The following is a 22,478-nucleotide window of genomic DNA, read 5'->3' as shown; positions in this document are numbered from 1 at the left end:
GGGCACCGCAGGGGTGCGATCAGTCGAATTCCACTTCGCCGCGCTGGGCGATGCCGGCACCGTTGCCAGCCCAGACTTCGGCCTTGCCGGGGCCGCTCAGGCGGCCGCCGACTGCGAAAGGTTCGGGGCTGATCAGCGGGCGCAAGCCACGGTAGGCGTATCGGCGCAGGCGTGCTTCGGGGTTGGCGCGGCAGAACGCGCGCAGGTTCAGGGTGCCGATCAGCGGGCCGTGCACCACCAGGCCGGGGTAGCCCTCGGCTTCGGTGACGTAGGGCCAGTCGTAATGGATGCGGTGGCCGTTGAAGGTCAGCGCGGAATAGCGGAACAGCAGGATCGGAGTCGGTTCGACGGACTCGCTCCAGTCGCCGGCGGACAGCGCGTCGCCGCTGGAGAGCCGGGGCGGCGTCGGTTCGCGGTAGACGATGTCCTGTTCCTCGCTGAAGGCCAGGCGGCCGTCCTGATGGAATTCATGGCGCAGGGTGACGAACAGCAGCGAGCCGGTGCGGCCGTGCTTTTCCTCGACATTGAGGATGGTCGTGGTGCGCTTCGCCAGCCCGCCGACGCGCAACGGTTCATGGAACTCCAGACGGCCGCCGGCCCACATGCGGTTGCGCCCATCGGCCGGCGGCAGGAAGCCACCGCGCGCCGGATGGCCATCCGCGCCCAGGCCGGGTTCGACCACCTCGTCCTGGAAGAACATCCAGTGCCACAGCGGCGGCAGCGCATCGCCCGCGGCCGGTACGTCTTCCGCGAGGGTCACGGCCAGACGGCGGACCAGCACGGCACTCAATTCTTCCTCGCGTTCCTGGGAACGGCCGATCCAGTCGGCGTACGGCGAATCGCTCATGGGTGACCTCTTGGCAGAGTGGATGAGCCGAGGATGCAACAGGGGCTTGCGTTCAGCGAATCCACATTTTCATAATCCAGCGTTAAGCAGAAACGAACACCACTTCCATCCCCAAGCCTAGCGGGAACCCGTTGCATGCATTTCGATCTCGCCGACCTGCGTCTCTTCATCCATATCGCCGAAGCCCCCAGCCTCACCCAGGGCGCGCGCCGTGCCCATCTTTCCGCCGCGGCCGCCAGCGCGCGGATCAAGGCATTGGAGGGGCAACTCGACTGCCGACTGTTGTATCGGGACAACCGCGGGGTCGAGCTGACTCCCGCCGGGGAACGCCTGCTGCAGCACGCACGGCTGATCCTGCGCCAGGTGGACCACCTGAAAAGCGATTTCAGCGGCCAGGCCGGCGACCAGGTCGGGCACATCCGCATCTTCGCCAACACCACCGCGTGCACCGAGTTTCTCCCCGAGCTGCTGGCGGACTTCCTCGCCGAACGCCCCGGCGTCAGTGTCGACCTGCAGGAGCGGCTGAACCGCGACATTGTCCGCGCCATCCTCGATGGCTCGGCGGACCTGGGCATAGTCGCCGGCCCGGTACGTGCCGAGGGCTTGCAGATCGTCCACTTCAGTACCGACCGGCTGGTGCTGGCCGTGGCCCCGGACCACCCGCTGTGCGCCCTGCCCCGCCTGACCCTGGCCGATACCCTGGACTACCCGCACATCGGCCTGCACGAAGGCAGCACACTGCAGAGCTTCCTGCGCGAGCGGGTGGACCGCATGGGTGGCGAGCTCAACCTGCGCATCCAGGTAGCCAGCTTCGAGGCGATCTGTCGGATGGTCGAGGCCGGTGTCGGCATCGGCGTCATCCCGGAGACGGCCGCCCTGCGCCACAGCCGCACCATGAACCTGCGCATCCTGCCGCTGGACGAACCCTGGGTGGTGCGCGAACGCAGTGTGCTGCTGCGCGACCGCGAGGCCCTGCCCGCTTGCGCGCGCGCACTGGTGGACCTGCTACACGCCATGCAGGACGCCGATACACCGCAGTGAGTGGGCGCGGGAGTTTTGCGTTTCCGTATGCCGGGAAATATGATTCATATATGTATTGTTATGTTTCATATGGAGACTTTTCCCATGGGCATCATCAACCTGGATGACGATCTGCACGACCAACTGCGCCGTGCCAGCGCCGTGGCATGCCGCTCGATCAACGCCCAGGCGGCGTTCTGGATCAAGATCGGCATGCTCTGCGAGCTGGAACCGACCCTGAGCTACAACGACATCGTCACCCGCGAATTGCAGGAAGCCGGGGTGAAATACCCCGTCGCCGGAGGTGCCAAGTGATCAAGACGGCGGCGGAACTGGCGCTGATGAGAGAGTCCGGCCGCCTGCTGGCGCAGGTGTTCGGCTTCGTCGACGCCCTGCCGCTGGAAGGCATGACCACCCTGGAGGTGAACGACAAGGTCGAGCGCTACATCGTCGACGAACTGCAGGCGCGGCCGGCCAGCAAGGGCCAGTACGGCTTCGCCTACGTACTCAATTCCTCACGCAACCAGGTGGTCTGCCACGGTGTTCCCTCCGAGGCGGATCGCCTGCAGGACGGCGACATCGTCAACTTCGACATCACCCTGGAGAAGAACGGCTTTATCGCCGACTCCAGCAAGACCTACCTGATCGGCAAGGTTTCGCCTGCTGCAAAGCGCCTGGTGGACATCACCTACGAAGCCATGTGGAAAGGCATCCGCGCGGTGAAGCCCGGCGCCCGCCTGGGCGATGTGGGCCACGCCATCGAGCGGCACGCCCGGCAGCACGGCTACAGCGTGGTCGAGGACTATTGCGGCCACGGCATCGGTCGCGAGATGCACGAGCCGCCGCAGGTACTGCATGTCGGCCGTCCGCGCACCGGGCAGATCCTCAAGCAGGGCATGGTCTTCACCATCGAGCCCATGCTCAACGAGGGACTTTCGGGCGTGAAAACCCTGAAGGACGAGTGGACCGTGGTGACCCTCGACGGCAAGCTCTCCGCACAGTTCGAACACACCGTGGCGGTAACCACCACGGGTTTCGACGTGCTCACGCTGCGCCCCGAGGAACGCAACCCCACGCGCTGACCTGCGCCTCAGCCGTCGGTGGATCGGCTGAGCTCCTCATCCAGTGCCGAAAGCTTCTGCCGCACCGGGCCCGGCGCATCGCTGCCCAGCACGCAGCGAGCGTTGCCGTCGGCTCGCCGTTCACCCGCGAACTCAAGCGCCTGTGCGGCCGAATGTCCGTGTCTGAAGCCCAGCGCATGCGGCAAAACTTCGCGATTCCACCCGCGCGGGAAGTGTCGGGTTTTGTCTCATCTCACCGAAGAGAGAAAGCCTTACCAATAAATCCAATTAATTTATGATTTATGCCGATTTATTGCGCCTTTTTTATTATCGCGACAATAAAACGCCACATCATGCTGGACATCCTCATTTAGAATGCCGGATCAACCAGGAGTCCCGCATGACGCCGCTCGACACACTCTCTCGCCGCCAAGGTCCGGCAGCATGACCTGCGCCATGTCGCTCGAAGCGCTGGCCTACGACCACCAGGATGGCGAGGAAATCCTGCCGCACTGCCATACCCAGGCGCAACTGATCCACTCGATTTCCGGCGTGATGCTGGTGGGTGCGGCGCAAAAGAGCTGGGTAGTACCGGCGGGACATGCGCTGTGGGTGCCGCCGGGCACCGAGCACCAGCTCCGCATGTTTGGCAGGGTGCGTATGCGCACCCTGTTCATGCCCGCTTCGAACTGGCCCTGGGGTGGCCAGCAGTGCCAGTTGCTCGGGGTGACCCCGCTGCTGCGGGAGTTGCTGGTCGCCGCCAGTGCCGTACAACCCGGCGATGGAAACGAGCGCCGGCGCCGTTGCCTGCACGAGCTGCTGCTGGTAGAGATGGACGCGGCGCAGACCGTTGGCATCCACTTGGCGATGCCGCGCGACCCGCGCCTGCTGCGGCTGTGCAACGCGGTGATCGGCGCGCCGGCCGACGAAACAGGGATGGAGGAATGGGCACAGCAGTTGAACATAAGCAGCCGCACTCTTGCCCGACTGTTCCAGCGCGAACTGGGCATGAATTTCAGCGACTGGCGCACGCGCGTGCGCATGGTGCTCAGCCTGCAACGCCTGCTCTCCGGAGCCCCGGTGCTGGAAGTGGCGCTGGAGCACGGCTACCAAAGCCCGAGCGCCTTCTCGCAGACCTTCAAGCGCGTCCTCGGGCAATCGCCAAGCCACTACCAGGCGGCCCATTCCTGAATCGGGTTGCAGATAGGTTGTCATTTTCGCGAGCCGGGTTGCCGCCTGAGCGAGAGGGCTACACCGGCTCGATCCCGGGCGGGGATGAACAAGCCGGTCCACCGAATCGGCGTACCCACCTTCCTGACGACCTGGGCCGAGCAGCCCTGCGCCACTCGGAAGGCGGCCCCGGCGTCACTCGATGGCGAAGTGGATGCTGTAGTTCACCGTTTCGCCGCGCCGCGCGCTGGCGCGCATCTGGTAGACCTGCACGCTGTAGGTTCCCGAGGCTGGCAGCGCACCGCTCCAGTCCTGGCCGACTGAGCCAGCGCCCAGGGCGGTCGATTCGCCCGGCTTGTCGCCCGGAGCGAAGAGGTTGAAGTTTGCTTTGCTGCTGCCCGTGACGCCGACTTTCATGTGTTGCCCGGCCTTGGCCGAAAGCGTGTAGAGGACTGTGTCGTAGCCCTTGAAGCTGCCTTTGTGGGCGGTGCTGCTTGCGCCCTTGGCGAAGTGCACCGGGACCGTGGTGACGGTGTCGGCAGCCAGCGCGAACGCGGGAGTGGCAGTGGCAAGGCAGAACAGCAGCAGGGAAGCTTTCATGGTGATCATCCTGTGTTCAGGGGGCGGGGAAATCATGACGCAGCCTGCCAGTGGTGGCCGGCTACGAAGGTCAAGAATGCATCCAGCGGCATCGCCTGGCCGAACAGCCAACCCTGACCGTACTGCACGCCACGCTGGCGCAGGTACTGCAGTTGCTCGTCGGACTCGATGCCCTCAGCCACCAGCAGCAGCTTCAGCTGGCGCGCCATGGCGATGGTGTGGTCGGTCACCGGGCAAGGCGTGCCGGCCGAGAGCGGCTGGACGAAGGAGCGGTCGATCTTCAGCAGGTCCAGCGGCAGCCGCCTGAGGTATTGCAGGCTGGAGTACCCGGTGCCGAAGTCGTCCAGGGCAATCGGGTGCCCTGCCGCGCGGCTCTGCGCCAGTGTCCGGTGCGCCGCATCGATGCTCAGCAGGCTGCTTTCGGTCACTTCCAGCCAGATGCACTGGGCGGCGATGCCGGCGTGCTGCCGTTCCTGCGTCAGGTGCGGGAGGAAGGCGCCGCTGGCTACATCGCGCGCCGACAGGTTGATCGACACATGCTGCAACTGCCCCGAAACGAGGCTGGCGCCCAGCTCGCGGCAAACGCCGGAGATCACCTGCGCGGTGATCGGCTCGATCAGGCCGCTGGATTCGGCCAGCGGAAGAAAGCTGTCAGGCATGCCCAGCGAACCGTCCGCGCGGCGCCAGCGCACCAGCGCTTCGGCGCCGATGCAGCGGCCGTCGCGCAGGTCGAGGATGGGCTGGTAGAAGGCGTGGAATTCGCCCTTCGCCACTGCCCGTGACAGTACGGCCAAGGGCGACAGCCATGCCCGCACACGGCGCGCCACCAGCCAGCACCACAGGCCCGAAAGCAGCAGGGCCAGCGGTGCGAGCATCAGCATCTCGCGCCACAGGTCGCCGAGGATTTCCTGGCGGGTGACCGCCGCGACGGTCTGCCAATTGCCGTGCGCAACCCGCGCGTACACGTAGCCGTCCTGCAAGCCGGAGTGCGGCTCACCATGGATGCGCGTCAGCACCTGGGCGAAACCGGCGGCAGGCGTACCCAGCCAGTGCCCCGCGGGCGTGCCCAGCGCCAGGCTGACACCGGGCGCCAGGGATGTCTCGAGGAAGTGTTCCGGCTCGATCAGCAGGTTGAACGCGGCATCGCGCAGGGCCAGCATGGGTTTGGCCGGCACAACGAACGGCTGCACGTTGATCGACACGCCAAGGCCCTCGCGGGTACGGAAGTCTTCCGGCCAGCGCTGTGCCGGGGACGTGACGGCGCCCCAGGAGCTGCAGACGAACACCTCTTCCTCGACATAACCGACTGCCTTCACCGCCAGCGTGTCGATGGCCACCAGGCGCATCTGCTCGATGCCCTCCACCGAGCAGGGCGGCAACGGCGAGCTGTTCAGTTGCCGCAGCGCGGTCGCGGCCTGGGCCAGGGTTCGGTCCGCGCGTTCGGAGGCAAGCCGTGCCAGGCTTTCCAGGCGTTCAGCGGTGTGTTGCATGACCAGGTGCCAGGCGAGGAAGCCGCTGCCGGCCATGACCAGAGCGACACCCAGCGAGCCGGCGAGGATGCCGGCCCTGACGATTCGAGTGCGACTCATGTGGGTCACCTTGAGGGGAATGGGGAGTCTTTGCAGGCATTCTTTCCCAGTGGCCGTGAACTGAGGATGCGAAATCCAGTCACGACTTGTAGGAAAATGACTACACGAAAGCCGCCGCCATGCCCTAGAGTGGAGAGCAGACCAGAGGGATAGAGATGGCGCGGATACTGATCGCGGACGAACACCCGATGACCCGCTACGCCGTGCGCATGCTGCTGCAGGCGGAGCGCCACACGGTAGTCGGTGAGGCCTGCAACGGCCTCGAAGCCCTGAGCCTGGCCACGCGCCTGGCCCCGGACCTGCTGATCATCGATATCGACCTGTCGCAGCTCACCGGCCTGGATGTCATCTCGCGCCTGCGCGCGCGGGGGCTGACGTTGCCGATCCTGGGCTACAGCACCCAGGACTCGGAGCACTACGTCGGCCGCTTCCTGCAGGCGGGCGCCTCGGGGTTCGTCAGCAAGCACCAGGACATCGAGCGCCTCAAGGAAGCACTGGGCGTTGTCCTGCGTGGGCACAGCTACTTCCCGGCCGAAATGCTCGGCAGCGTGCACCGCGGCAGCCTGCACGAGAACGACGCCGAGCGCGTGGCCTCGCTGTCCAACCGTGAATTGAGCGTGCTCAGCCTGCTCGCCAGCGGCTACAGCAACCAGGAGATCGCCCACGAGCTGACCATCAGCGAGAAATCCGTCAGTACCTACCGGGCGCGCATGCGCAGCAAGCTCAACCTTTCCAGCATGCTCGAACTGATCGACTTCGCCCGCCGCAACCACCTCGCGGCGCCAGCCAGCGATGCCCATGGCACCGATGCCGATACCGGCGGAACGCCCCTGTGGCGCTCCATGGTCGAAAGCCTGCCGGCGGCCTTCTACGTTCGCGATACCGAGGCACGTCTTGTCTATGCCAACCCGGCGCACCTGGAGCTGTACCAGGCGGAGCTGGACGACGTGCTCGGCACCCGCACCACCGAGGTGGACTGGTACTCGCCCAGCGACGCCCGCAACATGCTGCGTTTCCTGCAGCGCGCGATCAGTGAGGAGCAGTCATTCAACAAGGACATCGAAATCAACGTCCACGGTGAACGCCGTGTGCTGCATCACTGGGGTACGCCCTACCGGGATGGCGAAGGCAACCTGCTTGGGATGATCTGCTGCAGCACCGACATCACCGAACGCTACGACCAGCTCGAAGAGCTGCGCAGCCGCGCCGAAGCCGGCGAACTGGCGCATCAGCAACTGACCGACCTGTTCACCAGCGCGACCACCCACCTGAACGAACGCCTCCAGGCGCTGGCCGATACCCTGGGGCAGCCTGGCGGCCCGGCCCTCGACCAGGCCCAGGCGATTCTCGACGAGCTGCGAGTCCATGGCGCCTCGCTCAAGCGTGCGCTCATCGCCCAGGATGAAGTCCCGCTGCTGCCCTCGCGGCTTGACGAACTCGCCAGCGAGGTGCTCGAAGCCCTGCACGGCGTGGCCGGGCAGAAGCAACTGGCCCTGAAGCTGGAAACCGACAGTCGCTCGCGCAAGCGGCTGCTGGTCGACGCCACGTCCCTGCGCGAGGCGTTGCGGCACCTGGGCCTGTACGTGATCGACCTGACCGATGACGGCAGTGTCCGGCTATGCATTGCCGCCACCCCGAAGCAGGAACAGATGGCCGTGCGGATTACCGTCGAAGGCCTGCCGGGGAGCAGGCGCCGCGAAATGCGCGCGTACTCACTCTCCGAGCTGACCCGCGACTACCCCGCCCGCAACCCGGCGCGCAGCAGCCTCAGCCTGAGCATCGCCCAGCACCTGATCAACAGCATCGGCGGCGAGCTGCAGGTGTCCCAACTGCCCGGCCAGGCCTGCAGCGCGACCGTGCACCTGTTGCTGCAACCCGCCGGCTGAAACCTGCGGCGGGCGCAACCGCAGGCGCTCATACGATCGTACAGACCCCTACGCGGCGCTTCTTACCTTGGGTGGATTGTCCGCCCTGACCCACCCCTGCAACCTTTGCCTCCCCTTGCCGGCCGCTGAACGCGGGCTCCTGCCGCCCGTTGCCGACTCTCGGCAGCCGCCTGCCCGGCCACTTATAAATTCAACAAAGGTTGTACCCATGAGCGTGTTTGATGTCATTGAACATTCCCCGGTATCGAAATTTCACCGCAAGCTGCTGCTGGCCTGCTGCGGCGGGCCGTTCCTGGACGGCTATATCCTCAGCCTGATCGGCATCGCGCTGATCGGCTTCGGCCAGGACATCGCCGCCACCTCGGTGGAAACCGGCCTGATCGGCGCTGCCTCGCTGCTGGGCATCTTCTTCGGCGCGACGGTGTTCGGCGCCATCACCGACCGCATCGGCCGGGAAACCATGTACGCCCTGGACCTCACCATACTGGTGATCGCCTGCGGCCTGTCTGCCTTCGTCACCGAGGCCTGGCAATTGATCGTGCTGCGCTTCGTCATCGGCCTGGCGGTCGGCGCGGACTACCCCATCGCCACCTCGCTGCTGACCGAGTTCACCCCGTCCAAGCGCCGTGGCTTCATGATCGGCGTGTCCGGCCTGGCCTGGTCCTGCGGCGCCATGACCGCCTTCATCGTCGGCTACCTGATGGTCTCCTGGACGGGCGACCATTCGCTGTGGCGCTGGATGCTGTTCAGCGGCGCGGTGGTCGGCATCATCGTCGTACTGATCCGCCGCGGCATCCCGGAATCGCCGCGCTGGCTGGCCAGCAAGGGCCGCATCGAGGAAGCGCAGAAGGTCATCAAGCTGGTCTACGGCAGGGACGTGGTGATCACCCCGGCCGACGTCGCCGAGCTGAACGACGGCGGCCGCCATCGCTCGTGGAAGAGCGACCTGAAGATGATTTCCTCGGGCGGCTACCTCAAGCGCACCATCATGTGCGGCATGCTCTACTTCGCGCAGATCACCCCGCAGTACGTGCTGTACACCTTCGGCAGCATGATCCTGCTGACCGCCGGCATCAAAGGCGAGAACTCCTCGACCCTGGGCGAGCTGATGATCGCCATTCTCTTCGCCATCGGCGTGATCCCGGCGCTGAAACTGGTGGAAACCTGGGGCCGCCGGCCCATGGTGGTGGTGCCCTTCGCGCTGATGGCGCTGCCGCTGCTGGCCCTGGGCCTGTGGGCGGACGCGCCGGCCTGGTTCATCGTCGGCGCCTTTGCCTTCTATGCCTTCGTCTCCGGCGGGCCGAGCATCCTGGAATGGATCTACCCCAACGAACTGTTCCCCACCTCCGTGCGTGCCACTGCCGTGGGTATGGCCGTGGGCTTCAGCCGCATCGGCGCGGCGACCGGCACCTACCTGATGCCGATCGGCATCGAGTCCATCGGTTTGCAGGCAACCCTGCTGATCGGTGCGGCGATCACCCTGCTGGCGTTCTTCATCTGCCTGGCCTGGGCGCCGGAAACCAAGGGCCGTTCGCTGCAGCAGTCGGCATCGCTGAGCCTGGCGACCTGATCCGTTATCCAGCCTGCTCCCAAGCCCATCGGTGACCCGATGGGCTTTTTTGTGGGCGAGCTACCGGCGTTCCCGCACAAGCGGACCTTGTCCGCAAGCCGTTCCCCGCCGGGCCGGTCCTGGTTCGCGAGCAAGCTCGCTCCTACAAAAAATGCCAGGCCCATCTGTAGGGCCGAGGAGGACGCCTAGTCCTTGCTCGCCAACATCGAAGGCACGTGGCATCCGGCTGCACAGACGGAAATCGAGCACCGAAACAGTCGTCTCATCTCGAAATCCCGCCCCTCCACCCACAAAAAAGGCCACCCGAAGGCGGCCTGAAAGTGCGGGCGGGGCCGCACACTGGGAAGACTTACTGCTTGGCGGCCCAGGCGTTGAAGCGCTGCTCCAGCTGCTCGCCGTGGTCGGCCCAGAAGGCCGCGTTCATCGCCACCTGGCCGGCCAGGTTGGCCTCGTCGGTGGGCATGTTGCTGCGGCGCACGGCGTCCACCAGCGGGACGGCAGTACGGTTCACCGGGCCGTAGGCAATCTGCTGCGCGTAGTTCTTCTGCTGCTCGGTCTGCAATACGTACTGGATGAAACGCAGCCCTTCCTCGGTGTTCTTCGCGCCCTTGGGAATGGCGAAGGCGTCCATGTCGTAGATGCCACCGTTCCACACCACGCGCAGCTGGCTTTCATCCTGCACGGCGGCGATCCGGCCGTTGTAGGCGGAGCTCATCACCACGTCGCCGGACGCGAGGTACTGCGGCGGCTGCGCACCGGCTTCCCACCACTGGATGCTCGGCTTGATCTGGTCGAGCTTGCGGAAGGCGCGGTCCTGGCCTTCCTTGGTGCCGAGCACGGCGTACACATCCTTCGGCGCCACGCCGTCGGCCATCAGAGCGAACTCCAGGGTGTACATGGCGCCCTTGCGCAGGCCGCGCTTGCCGGGGAATTTCTGCGTGTCCCAGAAATCTGCCCAGCCGGTGGGCGCACTCTTCAGCTTGTCGGCATTGTAGGCCAGCACCGTGGACCAGACGAAGAAGCCCACGCCGCAAGGTTGTACGGCGCCTTCCAGCAGTTCAGGGGCGAGCTTGGCAATGCCCGGCTGTTCGCCGATTTCCTGCAGCAGGCCTTCATCGCAGGCGCGCGCCAGTTCCGGCATCTCCATCTCGACGACGTCCCAGGAAACGCTGCCGGTGTCCACCTGCACCTTGACCTTGGCCATCTCGCCGTTGAACTCGTCGGCGATCAGCCGGCTGCCACTCTGCTGCATGTAGGGCTGGTAGAAGGCCTTGACCTGGGCGGCCTTGTTGGCGCCGCCGTGGGAGACCACGGTGAGGTCGGCGAAGGCAGGGAAAGTCGCCGCGCAACCCAGGGCGCAGGCGATGGAGGAACTCAGGATCTTGTTCATTGTTATGGTCTCCGGTGAGTAGACGGCCCGCCTCGCGGCAGGCGGCGCCATCCGGGGCCTCCAAGGGCTCGCATGGCGCACTGCCAGCTAGTCTTGGGGCACGCGGGCAAGCTCCACAATCAGACGGAACTACAATTCGGAAGCCCCCGCTCGTATCCCGGTACGAAGCCCGCTTCCCCCACTCAAGCCAGGCGCGACAAGGCCTCGCGCTTGGTGGCATGCTTGCCGGCCGTTTCTCTTCGCTGCGGACCCGCCATGCCTTTCCATATCCAGGACATCCTCGACAACGCCTCCCTGCGCACCCGCCTGCTCGGCGGCAGCGAAGGCGTCGGCCGGCGCCTGCGCTGGGCGCACGTTTGCGAGCTGGCGGACCCCACCCAATGGCTCGGCGAAGGTGACCTGCTGATGACCACCGGCATCGGCATTCCCGCGCAGGCGCAGGCGCAGCGCGACTACCTGCAACGCCTGGCCGGGGCGCGGATATCGGGGCTGATGATCGGCGAGAACATGCAGGCGCCGGCGGATATCCAGGCCCTGCAGGACGAAGCCTGCCGGCTGGGTTTCCCGCTGCTGATGACCGACTACGCGGTACCCTTCTCCGCCGTCACCCGCGCCATCGTCGACGCCAGCAAGCAGGAAGAGCACGAACGCCGCAGCGCCGTCACCCGCATCTATGAAAGCGCACGCATCGGCCTGCGCGGGCTCGGCCTTGCCGGGCTGCTGCGGCGGCTGTGCAGCGACGTCCGAGCCCAGCTCTACCTGTTCGATACGGCCACCCTGCAGCCCTGGCAGGAGGGCTTGCCGCCGCTGCCGGACAGTTGGCGGGCAACCCTCGCCCAGCGTCGCTCGGTGCCGGACACCGTGACCCGCTGCAGCAATGGCGAGCAGGAAGCGCTGGTGATGCCACTGCCGTCGCTGGCCACCTGCGAGATCCTCGCTACCGGCGGCGAGCTGCTCGACTACGGCCTGCTGCACCATATCGTCGCGGTGCTGGGCATCGAGCTGGAACGCGCCCAGGTCGAACACGAGCGCATGCTGCGCCTGGGCTCGGAGTTGCTGGATGACCTGCTGCAGCAGCGCCTCACCGAGCGCGCCGCGCAGGAGCGCCTGGCGCAGCTGAACTGCCCGGTGGATGCCGCCTGCCTGGTGCTTGCGCGCGCCGCCGGCGAACTGCCGACGCACTGGCAGCAGCGCCTGCAGCGGCTGGGAATGGGGCTGCTGGTGCGCCACCAGGGCAACGAGCTGATCCTGCTGCTGAACGATCCGGCCCAAGCGCAGGCCCTGCAGGCCGAGCTGGACTGCATGCTCGGCCATAGCAACCCGCTGGGCCATGCATTGCGCGCGGTGGAGGCGCTGCGCGAGGCACGCCTGGCGCTGTCCCATGCCAACCGCCAGCGACCGCTGGTGGCTTACGCCGATGCGCAGGGCGAACAGTCCTGGCTGCCGGCGAGCCTGGAGGAAGCCCGCCGCGTACATCGCCGGGTGCTGGGTGCGCTGGCGGATTACGACGCGCAACAGGGTGGCCAGTTGCAGCACACCCTGCGCGTCTTCCTCGAACAGAACCGCTCCTGGCAGAAAGCCGCGCAGCTGCTCAACGTACACAAGCAGACGCTGGTCTACCGCATCCGCCGCATCGAGGAAATCACCGAGCGCTCGCTGGATTCCACCGAGGACGTGGCCGTCCTCTGGATCGCGCTGCGCTCGGCGCAGATTGCCGGGATGGACCTGGGGATCAGGGAATGATCACGAAGCTCTTGCGCACCGTCTCGCGGATATCCCAGGTGCCCTGACAGTTCGCCGGGAACAGCACGGCGTCGCCGGCGCGCAGTTCGATGGGCTCGCCGTCGTCCGGGATGAACAGGCAGTGGCCGCTGATGAAATGGCTGAACTCCCGTGACAGCACCTGGCGCCGCCAGCGGCCGGGCGTGCATTCCCAGACACCGGTGAGCAGCCCACCCTCGCCTTCCTCGGCGTGGGTCGCGGTGCCGGACACGGGGGTGCCCTGGGGTTCCTTCACCGGCTGCGGCGCCGGCAGTTCGAGTCCGGCGGTGCCGGTGAGCAGGATCGGTTGGGGCATGGGGCTGTTCTCCTAGAGGTCCTTGTCTTCGAGGCCCGCCGGAGCGAAGCCGGCCAGGGTGCGGTCGAGCCAGGCGCCCTTGCGGTTCTGCGCCTCGGCCTGTTCCTTGCGTTGCACCGCACCGCGCACCATCAGGCCGCCGATGTAGCGCACCGGTTCGAGCGGGAAGCGCTTGGGCTGGCGGCCGACAAGGCCGCAACGGCTCCATTCGTCATCGATGCCCAGCGCGAGACTGGCGAGGATGCGCCCGCCGAGACGGCTCGGGCCAACGCCGTTGCCGCTCCAGCCGATGCCGTAGACGATGTGCGGCGCGCCGTTCAGGTGGCCGAACACCGGCAGGCTGTCGTAGGTGCGGTCGATGGGCCCGGACCAGCTGTGGGTCACCGGCACGTCGTCCAGTTGCGGGTAGGTGCGGCGCAGGTCCTGTTCGGTGGCGTCGTTGAGCTGCGGGTTGTGGTCGTAGCGCTCGTCGATGCGGCTGGCGTAGCTGATCATCCCGGTGCCCTTGCCAAAGGCGATGCGGCCGTCCCGGGTGGTGCGGTAGTAGTCGACCATCAGCTGCGAATCGGTGACGGCTTCGCCGCCGGTCCAGCCGATCTGCTCCAGGCGCTCGGGAATCGGCGCGGTGGCGACCACCGTGCTGGTCACCGGCAGGATGGTGCGGCGCAGTTCGGGAATCGCCGCCGCCCAGGCATTGGTCGCCATCACGACCTTGGGTGCGCGCAATTCGCCGCCGGGCGTGCGGATCACGGCCGGCCGGCCGCGATCCAGGCTGAGCATCGGGGTGTTCTCGAAGATGCGCACCCCCTTCTCCAGCGCCACCCGGCGCAGGCCGCGCACCAGGCGTGCCGGCTGCACGGTGGCGTTGCTGGCTTCCAGTACGCCTTCCAGGTGCTTCGGCGAGCCGGCGCGGCGGGCCACTTCGCTATTGGAAAGCGATTGGAAGACCGGCTCGCCCAAGCGCTCGCAGGTCTGCTGCACGCCCTTCCAGGCACCGCGCTGCGCGTCGGTGGTGGCGGTCCACAACCAGCCGGCGCGGCGGAAGTGCGCGTCGATATCGTGGGCCTTGCAGAATTCCTCGATCTCGCCGATGGCCGCCGCCGAGGCTCGAGCCAGGCGCAGCGCCTCATCCTTGCCGCACTGCGCGGCCAGCGAGCTGATCTTCGGCCACCAGGACATGACGAAGCCGCCGTTTCGCCCGGAGGCGCCGCCACCGCAGATGTCGCGCTCGATGATGGCGATACGGCAGTCAGGCTTGAGCTCCAGCAGGCGCAGCGCGGTCCAGAGGCCAACGAAGCCGCCGCCGACGATGGCCACGTCGACTTCGAGCGGGCCTTCCAGGGCAGGCAGCGGAGTCAGCTCAGAGGCGATTTCCTCCAGCCACAGGGAACGTTTCATGTGCGGATTCCAGATTGAACGGTAGTGCGCCACTGTCCTGTGTCAGGCCAGTGGCGAACAATCGTCCGTTCCATGCAATCCGGGGGAAGGCCTCATACGAAGATATGAAGCCGTAGAAGCGGACTCCGTCCGCTCCTACGCTCAGTTGCGGGTCTTTTTCGGCGCGAGGCCCGGCTTGGCGAACTTCACGATCAGCCAGTTCTCCGACTTGCCATGCTTCACCGTGACCTCGACCACGCGAATGCTCGCCGGCACCGTCGCCAATACCTGGCGGGCGTCCAGACCCGGCTTGATGTACTTGTCGAGCTGTTCGTAGAGGCGGTAGCTGATCATGCCGCTGCGCAACGCGTGGGTCTCGAAGTCGCCGATGGCCTTGGCGTCGGCCTCGGTGCGGTTCGGGTTCAGGGTATGTGCCAGGACGTCGACCACGTTCTTGTCGTCGGCAATGGCCACCAGCATGAAGCGCTTGGCCACCTCCTGCAGCACGCGCCGGTACGCGGCGTCGTTGTATTCGGTGTACAACACCGCCTCGACCAGCTTCTGCTTGTCGAAGGTCAGCGCCAGGCGATAGCGCGTGCCGGCATAGTCGACGCCGTCCTTGCAGCGCGCGGTGACGCCCATGGGCTGCAGGCATTCGACGAAGCCCTGCTGCTTGCCGAAACCCTTCTGCGCCGCGCCGTAGTTGTACTTGCCGAACAGCGGGTCAGCCGCCGACGCCCAGCCCGCCACGCACATCAACAATGCCCCGATTGCCCATCTACCCATCACACACAAGTCCCGCTCGGTTCAAAACTCGCGAGGATAGAGGATTCGGAACGGTTATGGTGCCCCGCGGGCGATGACCGGCGTTGCCGATAACGGGTTCGCGGGCAAGGAGCAGGCCTCCCCTCGGTCCTACCGATCAGCTCCGCAGCGCATTTCGTAGGAGCGAGCTTGCTCGCGATCCGCACCCCACAGGACCGTAGGGTGCATAACCTGGAACAGGTTATCCGCCCTACGCAAAACCTCGGTCAGGACGCTCAGTCGAAGCGATACTCCAGCCCCGCCCCCGCGTACCACGACCGCCCCGGCGCCGCCTCGTAGTAACGACCATTGCTGTCGCCGACGATCACCGAACCGACGTACTGGCGATCCAGCAGGTTGTCCAACCGTACCAGCTGGTGGAAGGTCCAGGGCCCGACATGCTGCTCGAAGCGGGTGCGCCAGTTGAACACCGCATAGCTGGGCGCCGGCTTGTCCTGGTTGCTGTCTTCGACGTAGACCTTGCTGCGGTACTGGCCTTCGAAGCCCATGCTGATACCGTCCCGGGGCTTCCAAACCAGCTCGCCGAACAGGCTGCTGCCGGGCACGCCGGGCAGGTGGTTGCCCTTTTCGATCACGCTGCCGCTCTCGACGAAGTCCTCGTCGTAGGTGGCATCCAGGCGCGTATAGGCGAGATTGGCCTGCCAGTGTTCGGAGAGGTCGCTCTGCACGCCCAGCTCGAAGCCCCGGCGCAGGGTCTTGCCGGCGTTCTGGTAGCTGGTGCGGCCGTCGGTGGAGCTGGCAACGACGATCTCGTCGTCGGTACGGATTTCGAATATCGCCGCGTTGACCCGCGTATTGCCGGCGACCTTCGCCTTGAGGCCGACTTCGTACTGGGTGCTGGTGGCGGGGTCGAGGCCGAAGTTGAAGCTTTCCGCCAGCCCTGGCGCGTAGGCCATTTCTGCCTGGGTCGGCGTCTCGAAGCCCTTGCCGGCACTGACATAGCCATGCAGGTTCGGGGTAAAGGCATACATCACCGAGAGCGACGGGTTGTTCTGCTGGTACGTCTTCGAGCCACTGGAATCGCCGTTGCTCAGGTAATGGTCGTCCACTTCCATCTTCATGCTGCTGTGGCGCAGGCCGGCGTCGAAAGTCCAGTTGCCCAGTTCCCAGCGTGCCTGCACGTAGGGGTCGAGGCTGGTGGCGATGTCGTTTTCGTTGCGGCGCATCTCGCCCTTCACACCCAACTGGTCGCCGCTGAAATTCTGGAAACCCTTGCGGTCGTCTTCGCTGCGGTCGTAGTCCACCCCGGTGGTGACGGTCAGCTCACCCGGCACTCCGTGCACCGGCTGGATCCAGCGCAGGGTGCCGCCGTGGAATTCGCGATCGAAGTCCACTACCCCGCCACCGCGCTGGGCATTGGAAGCCACGCCCCTGGGGATCGACAGGTACTGCACCACGCTGCGCTGGCCGGCATAGAGGTTGAACTGCAGGGTCGCGTCGCCGAAGTAGCGCTCGTAGTTCATGCCCAGCTGCTGGTGGTCGATGCTCTTGCGCGTGTTGTAGGTCTCGGCCGCCGCTGCCACCGAGCGCGGGTCGTGCCGGTATGCGTCCCAGGTCTGGCCCAGCGGGTCCTGCGTGCCGTTCTGCTCCAGGCTGCTGTAGATCAGCGCCAGGCGGCTGTCTTCGTCGGGCTTGAAGTTGAGCTTGGCGAAGGTCTGGTCGCGGCGCGCGGCGCTATGGTCGCGGTAGCCGTCGGTGTCCATGCTCGAGGCGTCGAGCAGGAAGCCGGCCTGGTCGGTGCCGCCTTCGGCATAGAGGTGGTTCTTGTTGAAGCCGTCGCTGCCGAAGGTGGTCTCCGCACCGACCTTCGGCGGGCCATAGCCGTCGCGGGAGAACATCTGGATCACCCCGCCGCTGTTGCTGCCGTAGAGCGTCGAGGCCGGACCACGGAGTACTTCGATGCGGTCGGCGACATCCAGGTTCAGTGTCGCCGCCTGGCCCTGGCCGTCCGGCGTGCTGGCGGGAATGCCATCGCTGAGCAGCTTCAGCCCGCGAATGCCGAAGGCTGAGCGCGCGCCATAGCCGCGGGAGGAAATCTGCAGGTCCTGCGCGTAGTTCTGGCGGTTCTGCACCACCAGGCCGGGGACCCGCTGCAGCACTTCGGAGGCATTGACGCCGAGCTGGCCATCGCTGAGTTGCGGCTGCTGCACGGTGTCGATGGAGAACGGCAGGTCGAAGCTCGATACCGGCGCATAGGCGCCCGTCACCACCATGGGCGCAAGCTGCACTTCACTCTTCACCTCCGCGGCTTCGGCGCGGGCCAGTTGGCCGTGGACAGCACCGCAGATCAGCAACGGCAGCAGTTTGAGTTGGGTGGGCACGACAGAGCGGTTGGCAGGCACGGTGACTAGGATTCTTCTGTAGGACCGAGCAGCAATGCTGCCAGTCGCGGCAGCCGCTGCACAGGTTTGTTGTGGATTGGCGTCTTGTGGGCAGGGGGCGGACAAGAGGCTATTTCATTCGTCAGGATTTTAATCTTCGACGATTGTACTATCTAGTTAATTAGCATGCTAAGCGTATAATTGGCGAATTCCACAGCGAGAACCTTCTGTATGAAACGAGTAGAGCGCGCATCCCGCGCGAGCACTTTCATCCTCCTCGGCCTGGGCGTGATCATCGCCCTCCTCGGCCTCGCCCTGGCTACCGGCGGCGTCCGCCTGGTCAGCCTCGGCGGCTCCTGGTATTTCCTCATCGGCGGCCTGGCGATGGCGATTTCCGGCCTGCTGATCGCCCTTCGCAAGCCGGCAGGCGCCTGGCTGTTCGCCGTTTTCCTGGTCGCTACCGGGGTCTGGGCCGTGGCCGATACCGGCCTGACATTCTGGCCGCTGTTCTCGCGGCTGTTCATGTTCAGCGCCATCGGCGTGGTGGTCGCGCTGGTCTATCCGCTGCTGGCCCGCTCGGCAGGCCGCAACGCTGGTCGTGGTGCCTATGGCATCGCGGCTGTGCTGGCGGTACTGGTGGCCATCGCCGCCGGCAACATGTTCGTCGCCCATCCCAGCGTCGCGCCCACCGGCAAGGGCCCCGGCCTGACGCCGGTGGACCCGGCCCATGCGCAGAAGGATTGGGCGCACTACGGCAACACCGAGGGTGGCAGCCGCTTCGCCGCGCTGGACCAGATCAACCGCGGCAACGTCGACAAGCTGCAGGTGGCCTGGACCTACCACACCGGCGACGTGGCGATCAGCGACGGCAACGGCGCGGAAGACCAGCTCACCCCGCTGCAGGTCGGCGACAAGGTGTTCATCTGCACCCCGCACAACAACCTGATCGCGCTGGACGCGGACACCGGCAAGGAGCTGTGGAAGAACGAGATCAACGCCCAGTCCAAGGTCTGGCAACGCTGCCGTGGCATGGCCTATTTCGATGCCACCAAGGAAATCGCACAGCCGACCCAGCCGAACAGCACGCCGGTCATCGCCGCCAGCGTTCCGGCCGGCGCCAACTGCCAGCGTCGCCTGCTGACCAACACCATCGATGCGCGCCTGATAGCTGTCGACGCCGACACCGGCGAGTTCTGCCAGGGCTTCGGCACTAACGGCCAGGTCGACCTGAAGGCAGGATTGGGCGACGTACCCGATTCCTACTACCAGCTCTCCTCCGCTCCGCTGATGGCCGGCACCACGGTGGTGGTCGGCGGCCGTGTCGCGGACAACGTCCAGACCGACATGCCCGGCGGCGTGATCCGTGGTTTCGATGTCATCACCGGCGCCATGCGCTGGGCCTTCGACCCGGGCAACCCGCAAGACAAGCAGGCCCCGGCGGACGGCAAGAGCTACGTACGCAGCACGCCCAACAGCTGGGCGCCGATGTCCTACGACCCGGCGATGAACACCGTCTTCCTGCCCATGGGCAGTTCCTCCACCGACATCTATGGCGTGGAGCGGACGAAACTCGACCACACCTACGGCGCTTCGATCCTTGCTCTGGACGCTACGACCGGCACGCAGAAGTGGGTCTACCAGACCGTGCACAACGACCTCTGGGACTTCGACCTGCCGATGCAGCCGAGCCTCGTCGACTTCCCCGTGTCCGACGGCAAGACCGTTCCGGCAGTCGTCATCGGCACCAAGGCCGGGCAGATCTACGTACTCGACCGCGCCACCGGCAAGCCGCTGACCGAGGCCAAGGATGTGCCGGTCAAGCCGGGCAACATCCCCGACGAGCCCTACTCGCCGACCCAGCCGAAGTCCGTTGGCATGCCGCAGATCGGCGCGCAGACCCTCAGCGAGTCGGACATGTGGGGCGCCACGCCCTATGACCAGCTGCTGTGCCGCATCGACTTCAAGAAGATGCGCTACGACGGCCTCTACACCGCACCGGGCACCGACCTGTCGCTGAGCTTCCCCGGCTCCCTGGGCGGCATGAACTGGGGCAGCCTGTCCACCGACCCGGTGCACGGCTTCATCTTCGTCAACGATATGCGCCTGGGCCTGTGGATCCAGATGATCCCTTCGGCCAACAAGGGCGCGGCCGCCGGCGGTGGCGAGGCACTGAACACCGGCATGGGCGCCGTGCCGCTCAAGGGCACGCCCTACGCGGTGAACAAGAACCGCTTCCTCTCGGTGGCCGGCATCCCGTGCCAGGCGCCGCCGTTCGGCACCCTCACCGCCATTGACCTGAAGACCCGCCAGGTGGCCTGGCAGGTACCGGTGGGCACCGTGGAAGACACCGGCCCGCTGGGCATCCGCATGCACCTGCCGATTCCCATCGGCCTGCCGACCCTCGGCGGCACGCTGTCCACCCAGGGCGGCCTGGTATTCATCGCCGGCACCCAGGACTTCTACCTGCGCGCCTACGACAGCAGCAACGGCGAGGAGATCTGGAAGGCCCGCCTGCCCGTCGGCAGCCAGGGCGGCCCGATGACCTACGTGTCGCCGAAGAGCGGCAAGCAATTCATCGTCGTTACCGCCGGCGGTGCACGTCAGTCCACCGACCGTGGCGACTACGTGATGGCCTACGCGCTGCCCGACACTCCGACAGCCAGCCAGTAACCCTCCCATCGCGCCCGCTTCGTGCGGGCGCCTCCTTCCGGCGCGGCACTCCCACCGCGCCTTTTTTATTCGCTTCAAGCTCAGGAAATTCCATGCGCACTTCCCTTCGCCTCACGCCCGGCCTGCTGCTGTGCGTCGCCTCGCTGCCTGCGCTGGCAGCAGAAGGCCTGCTCGAACGATCCACGATGACCGGCGACTGGGGCGGCCTGCGCCACCAGTTGGAAGAAGATGGCGTCAAGTTCACCGGCGACTACAGCGGCGAGACCGCCTACAACGCCCACGGCGGCCTGCACCGTTCCGCGCGCTATTCGCAGAACATCAAGCTGGGCGTGCAGTTCGACCTGTCGAAACTCTACGGCCTGGAGAATGGCGGCAAGGTCCAGCTGACCATCAACGACCGCCGCGGCAACAGCGCCTCGGAAGACCTGGTGGGCAACCGCCTGCCGATCCAGGAAAACTACGGCGGCCTCTATACCCGCCTGACCGAGCTGAGCTACGAGCGCGACCTGGGCCAGGCGGTGAACCTCAAGCTCGGCTACATGGCCATGGGCAATGACGTCGGCGGGCTGGACAGCGGCATCCTCTGCAACTTCATGAACGCCGGCTTCTGCGGCCACCCGCTGAACATGTCCGGCGGCAGCGGCTGGACCAACTACCCCAACGCGCACCTGGGCGCACGGGTGAAGTACAGCTTCGCTCCGGACTGGCAACTGCGCATCGCCGCGTTCAACGTCGACCCGGAAAGCAACGGCAACTCCAGCCGCGCCTGGCACCTCACGCCCAAGCACACCACCGGCACCGTGGTGCCCATCGAACTGATCTACAAGCCTCAGGGTGAATTGCCCGGCGAGTACAAACTGGGCTGGTACTACGACAGCTCCGACGTGCAGCGCATCGGTAGCAACAAGGAAGAGTCCGGGCGCAGCGGCCACTATCTGCTGGTGGACCAGGCGGTGTGGAACGATCCGGCCTCCGAGGGCCGCAGCCTGCACCTGTTCGGCCAGGCCTCGGCCGCCAGCAGCGCCGCCTCGCACTTCACCAAGTGGTACGGCGCAGGTGTAGTGCTCTACAAGCCCTTCGAAGGCCGCCCGAAAGACAGTCTCGCGCTGGGTTACGGCCGCGCCGTACCCAACCCGCGCAGCCGCGAAGTGCAGGAGAACAACGTCCTCGCCAATGGCCAGGACTACCCGAACCTGGACAGCGGCGAACAGCTCATCGAGCTGAGCTACGGCTACCAGGCCACGCCCTGGCTGACCCTGCGCCCTGACCTGCAGTACGTCATCGAACCGGGGGCCTTCTCCGGCCAGGACATCGACAACGCCCTGCTGCTCGGCCTGCAGGTGAAAGCCAGCTTCTGAGAAACGCGATCCTGAGACAAATTGATACAGTAACCCCATGATTCATAGGACTTTTCTTATACAAATAGCACGCCTGTACTCCTAAACTGGCCTGTCACCCTGCGGGAACACCCGCGGGACGTTGACACCGGTTATAGGGAGCTACACATGCCCGGTTGGTATGAAATCAAGGAACTCAGCAGCGGCAACCGTCGCGTTCTGCTCAAGAACACTGCCCACGGTACTCTGCTGGAAACTCCGGCCTACCCGACACAGGAGGCAGCCGAGCAGGCCATCAACAGCCTCCGCAGCTCCTGTGCGGCCGTCGAGCGCTACAAGCGCCAGATGTCCCCCGGCGGCAAGAATTTCTTCGTGATCCGCGATAACACCGGTGCAGAACTGCTGACCAGCAAGCTGTACGACTCCGAGGCCGCACGTGACCAGGCGATCGCAACGATCGCCCAGGCCGGCCTCAGCTCGGAGCTGCGTGCGCACGCCTGAGTGACGAGTGAATGAAAGAGCCCCGCGCAATGCGGGGCTTTTTTGTGGGTGATTGGTTTTCCGAACAGCCATCCCCCGCGATGCCGAATCGGCCCCTAACGCACCGGCAATGCCAACGCCCGCGTCTTTGCGGAATTCTGATATCGCCCCACCCCGCCCCCTTCGTACCTTCTGCCTGCCCGGCGCATCCGACGCCGGGAGCGTGCAACCCACAAAACAACAAGAAGGGCCCGCCCC

Annotated in this window: 18 protein-coding genes; 10 read left to right on the top strand and 8 right to left on the bottom strand. The window is 65.9% G+C overall.

What is annotated here, in order from left to right; all coding sequences use genetic code 11:
* Nucleotides 1–19: 19 nt before the first annotated feature.
* A complete protein-coding gene (locus GJV37_RS12240; protein ID WP_193452565.1) occupies nucleotides 20–847 on the bottom strand; it encodes an HTD2 family dehydratase in 828 nt (275 codons plus the stop codon).
* Between the two features lie 135 nt (nucleotides 848–982).
* Between GJV37_RS12240 and GJV37_RS12235 the strand changes: the two genes are divergently transcribed.
* The 4 genes from GJV37_RS12235 (at nucleotide 983) to GJV37_RS12220 (ending at nucleotide 4,119) form a co-directional block, all read left to right on the top strand.
* Complete coding sequence (locus GJV37_RS12235; protein ID WP_024762542.1) at nucleotides 983–1,888, top strand: LysR family transcriptional regulator; 906 nt, start codon at nucleotides 983–985, stop codon at nucleotides 1,886–1,888.
* Nucleotides 1,889–1,972: 84 nt separating this feature from the next.
* Entirely contained in the window at nucleotides 1,973–2,182 is a 210-nt protein-coding gene (locus GJV37_RS12230) for a ParD-like family protein (RefSeq protein WP_024762541.1), read from the top strand.
* Nucleotides 2,179–2,949 carry a type I methionyl aminopeptidase gene (map, locus tag GJV37_RS12225; RefSeq protein ID WP_193452640.1) on the top strand — a complete coding sequence of 257 codons (771 nt, stop codon included), beginning with the start codon at nucleotides 2,179–2,181 and terminating at the stop codon, nucleotides 2,947–2,949. The genes GJV37_RS12230 and map overlap by 4 nt, the downstream gene beginning before the upstream one ends.
* A 423-nt stretch (nucleotides 2,950–3,372) precedes the next feature.
* The gene (locus GJV37_RS12220) at nucleotides 3,373–4,119 is read left to right on the top strand and encodes an AraC family transcriptional regulator (protein WP_024762539.1); all 747 of its coding nucleotides are present in this window, start codon (nucleotides 3,373–3,375) and stop codon (nucleotides 4,117–4,119) included.
* A 174-nt stretch (nucleotides 4,120–4,293) separates the two neighbouring features.
* On the opposite strand, the gene GJV37_RS12215 is transcribed toward GJV37_RS12220, so the two are convergent.
* Together GJV37_RS12215 and GJV37_RS12210 are read right to left on the bottom strand one after the other, a co-directional pair.
* A complete protein-coding gene (locus GJV37_RS12215; protein ID WP_024762538.1) occupies nucleotides 4,294–4,698 on the bottom strand; it encodes a hypothetical protein in 405 nt (134 codons plus the stop codon).
* A gap of 32 nt (nucleotides 4,699–4,730) precedes the next feature.
* Nucleotides 4,731–6,287 (bottom strand): EAL domain-containing protein, encoded by a 1,557-nt coding sequence (locus tag GJV37_RS12210; protein ID WP_193452564.1) that lies wholly within the window; start codon nucleotides 6,285–6,287, stop codon nucleotides 4,731–4,733.
* Between the two features lie 155 nt (nucleotides 6,288–6,442).
* Here GJV37_RS12210 and GJV37_RS12205 point away from each other — a divergent pair, with 155 nt between their 5' ends.
* Nucleotides 6,443–8,173, top strand: coding sequence for a response regulator (locus GJV37_RS12205; protein ID WP_193452563.1), 1,731 nt, complete (start codon nucleotides 6,443–6,445; stop codon nucleotides 8,171–8,173).
* 208 nt (nucleotides 8,174–8,381) lie between these two features.
* A complete protein-coding gene (locus GJV37_RS12200) occupies nucleotides 8,382–9,743 on the top strand; it encodes an MFS transporter (protein WP_193452562.1) in 1,362 nt (453 codons plus the stop codon).
* Between the two features lie 349 nt (nucleotides 9,744–10,092).
* Here GJV37_RS12200 and GJV37_RS12195 read toward each other — a convergent pair whose 3' ends face one another.
* The gene (locus tag GJV37_RS12195) at nucleotides 10,093–11,133 is read right to left on the bottom strand and encodes an ABC transporter substrate-binding protein (protein ID WP_193452561.1); all 1,041 of its coding nucleotides are present in this window, start codon (nucleotides 11,131–11,133) and stop codon (nucleotides 10,093–10,095) included.
* Nucleotides 11,134–11,388: 255 nt separating this feature from the next.
* Here GJV37_RS12195 and GJV37_RS12190 point away from each other — a divergent pair, with 255 nt between their 5' ends.
* Entirely contained in the window at nucleotides 11,389–12,876 is a 1,488-nt protein-coding gene (locus GJV37_RS12190) for a PucR family transcriptional regulator (RefSeq protein WP_193452560.1), read from the top strand.
* Here the strand turns inward: GJV37_RS12190 and GJV37_RS12185 are convergent.
* The 4 genes from GJV37_RS12185 to GJV37_RS12170 form a co-directional block, all read right to left on the bottom strand.
* Nucleotides 12,866–13,210 (bottom strand): cupin domain-containing protein, encoded by a 345-nt coding sequence (locus GJV37_RS12185; RefSeq protein ID WP_024762533.1) that lies wholly within the window; start codon nucleotides 13,208–13,210, stop codon nucleotides 12,866–12,868. The genes GJV37_RS12190 and GJV37_RS12185 overlap by 11 nt on opposite strands.
* Nucleotides 13,211–13,222: 12 nt before the next feature.
* A complete protein-coding gene (locus GJV37_RS12180; RefSeq protein WP_193452559.1) occupies nucleotides 13,223–14,608 on the bottom strand; it encodes an NAD(P)/FAD-dependent oxidoreductase in 1,386 nt (461 codons plus the stop codon).
* 141 nt (nucleotides 14,609–14,749) lie between these two features.
* Complete coding sequence (locus tag GJV37_RS12175; RefSeq protein ID WP_193452558.1) at nucleotides 14,750–15,373, bottom strand: hypothetical protein; 624 nt, start codon at nucleotides 15,371–15,373, stop codon at nucleotides 14,750–14,752.
* 254 nt (nucleotides 15,374–15,627) lie between these two features.
* Nucleotides 15,628–17,625 (bottom strand): TonB-dependent receptor family protein, encoded by a 1,998-nt coding sequence (locus GJV37_RS12170; RefSeq protein WP_246228328.1) that lies wholly within the window; start codon nucleotides 17,623–17,625, stop codon nucleotides 15,628–15,630.
* Nucleotides 17,626–17,964: 339 nt separating this feature from the next.
* Between GJV37_RS12170 and GJV37_RS12165 the strand changes: the two genes are divergently transcribed.
* From GJV37_RS12165 to GJV37_RS12155, 3 genes are all read left to right on the top strand, one after another.
* Complete coding sequence (locus tag GJV37_RS12165; RefSeq protein ID WP_193452557.1) at nucleotides 17,965–20,403, top strand: glucose/quinate/shikimate family membrane-bound PQQ-dependent dehydrogenase; 2,439 nt, start codon at nucleotides 17,965–17,967, stop codon at nucleotides 20,401–20,403.
* Between the two features lie 92 nt (nucleotides 20,404–20,495).
* Nucleotides 20,496–21,761 (top strand): carbohydrate porin, encoded by a 1,266-nt coding sequence (locus GJV37_RS12160; protein ID WP_193452556.1) that lies wholly within the window; start codon nucleotides 20,496–20,498, stop codon nucleotides 21,759–21,761.
* A 147-nt stretch (nucleotides 21,762–21,908) separates the two neighbouring features.
* Nucleotides 21,909–22,241, top strand: a complete 333-nt coding sequence (locus tag GJV37_RS12155; RefSeq protein WP_037013576.1) for a DUF1508 domain-containing protein — start codon at nucleotides 21,909–21,911, stop codon at nucleotides 22,239–22,241.
* The last annotated feature ends 237 nt before the right edge of the window (nucleotides 22,242–22,478 follow it).

Origin of the sequence: Pseudomonas nitroreducens, from assembly GCF_010994165.1 — a bacterium.
Classification (GTDB): domain Bacteria; phylum Pseudomonadota; class Gammaproteobacteria; order Pseudomonadales; family Pseudomonadaceae; genus Pseudomonas; species Pseudomonas nitroreducens.
Note: the sequence above shows the minus strand (reverse complement) of the source record. Positions and strands in the feature narration are given on the sequence as shown.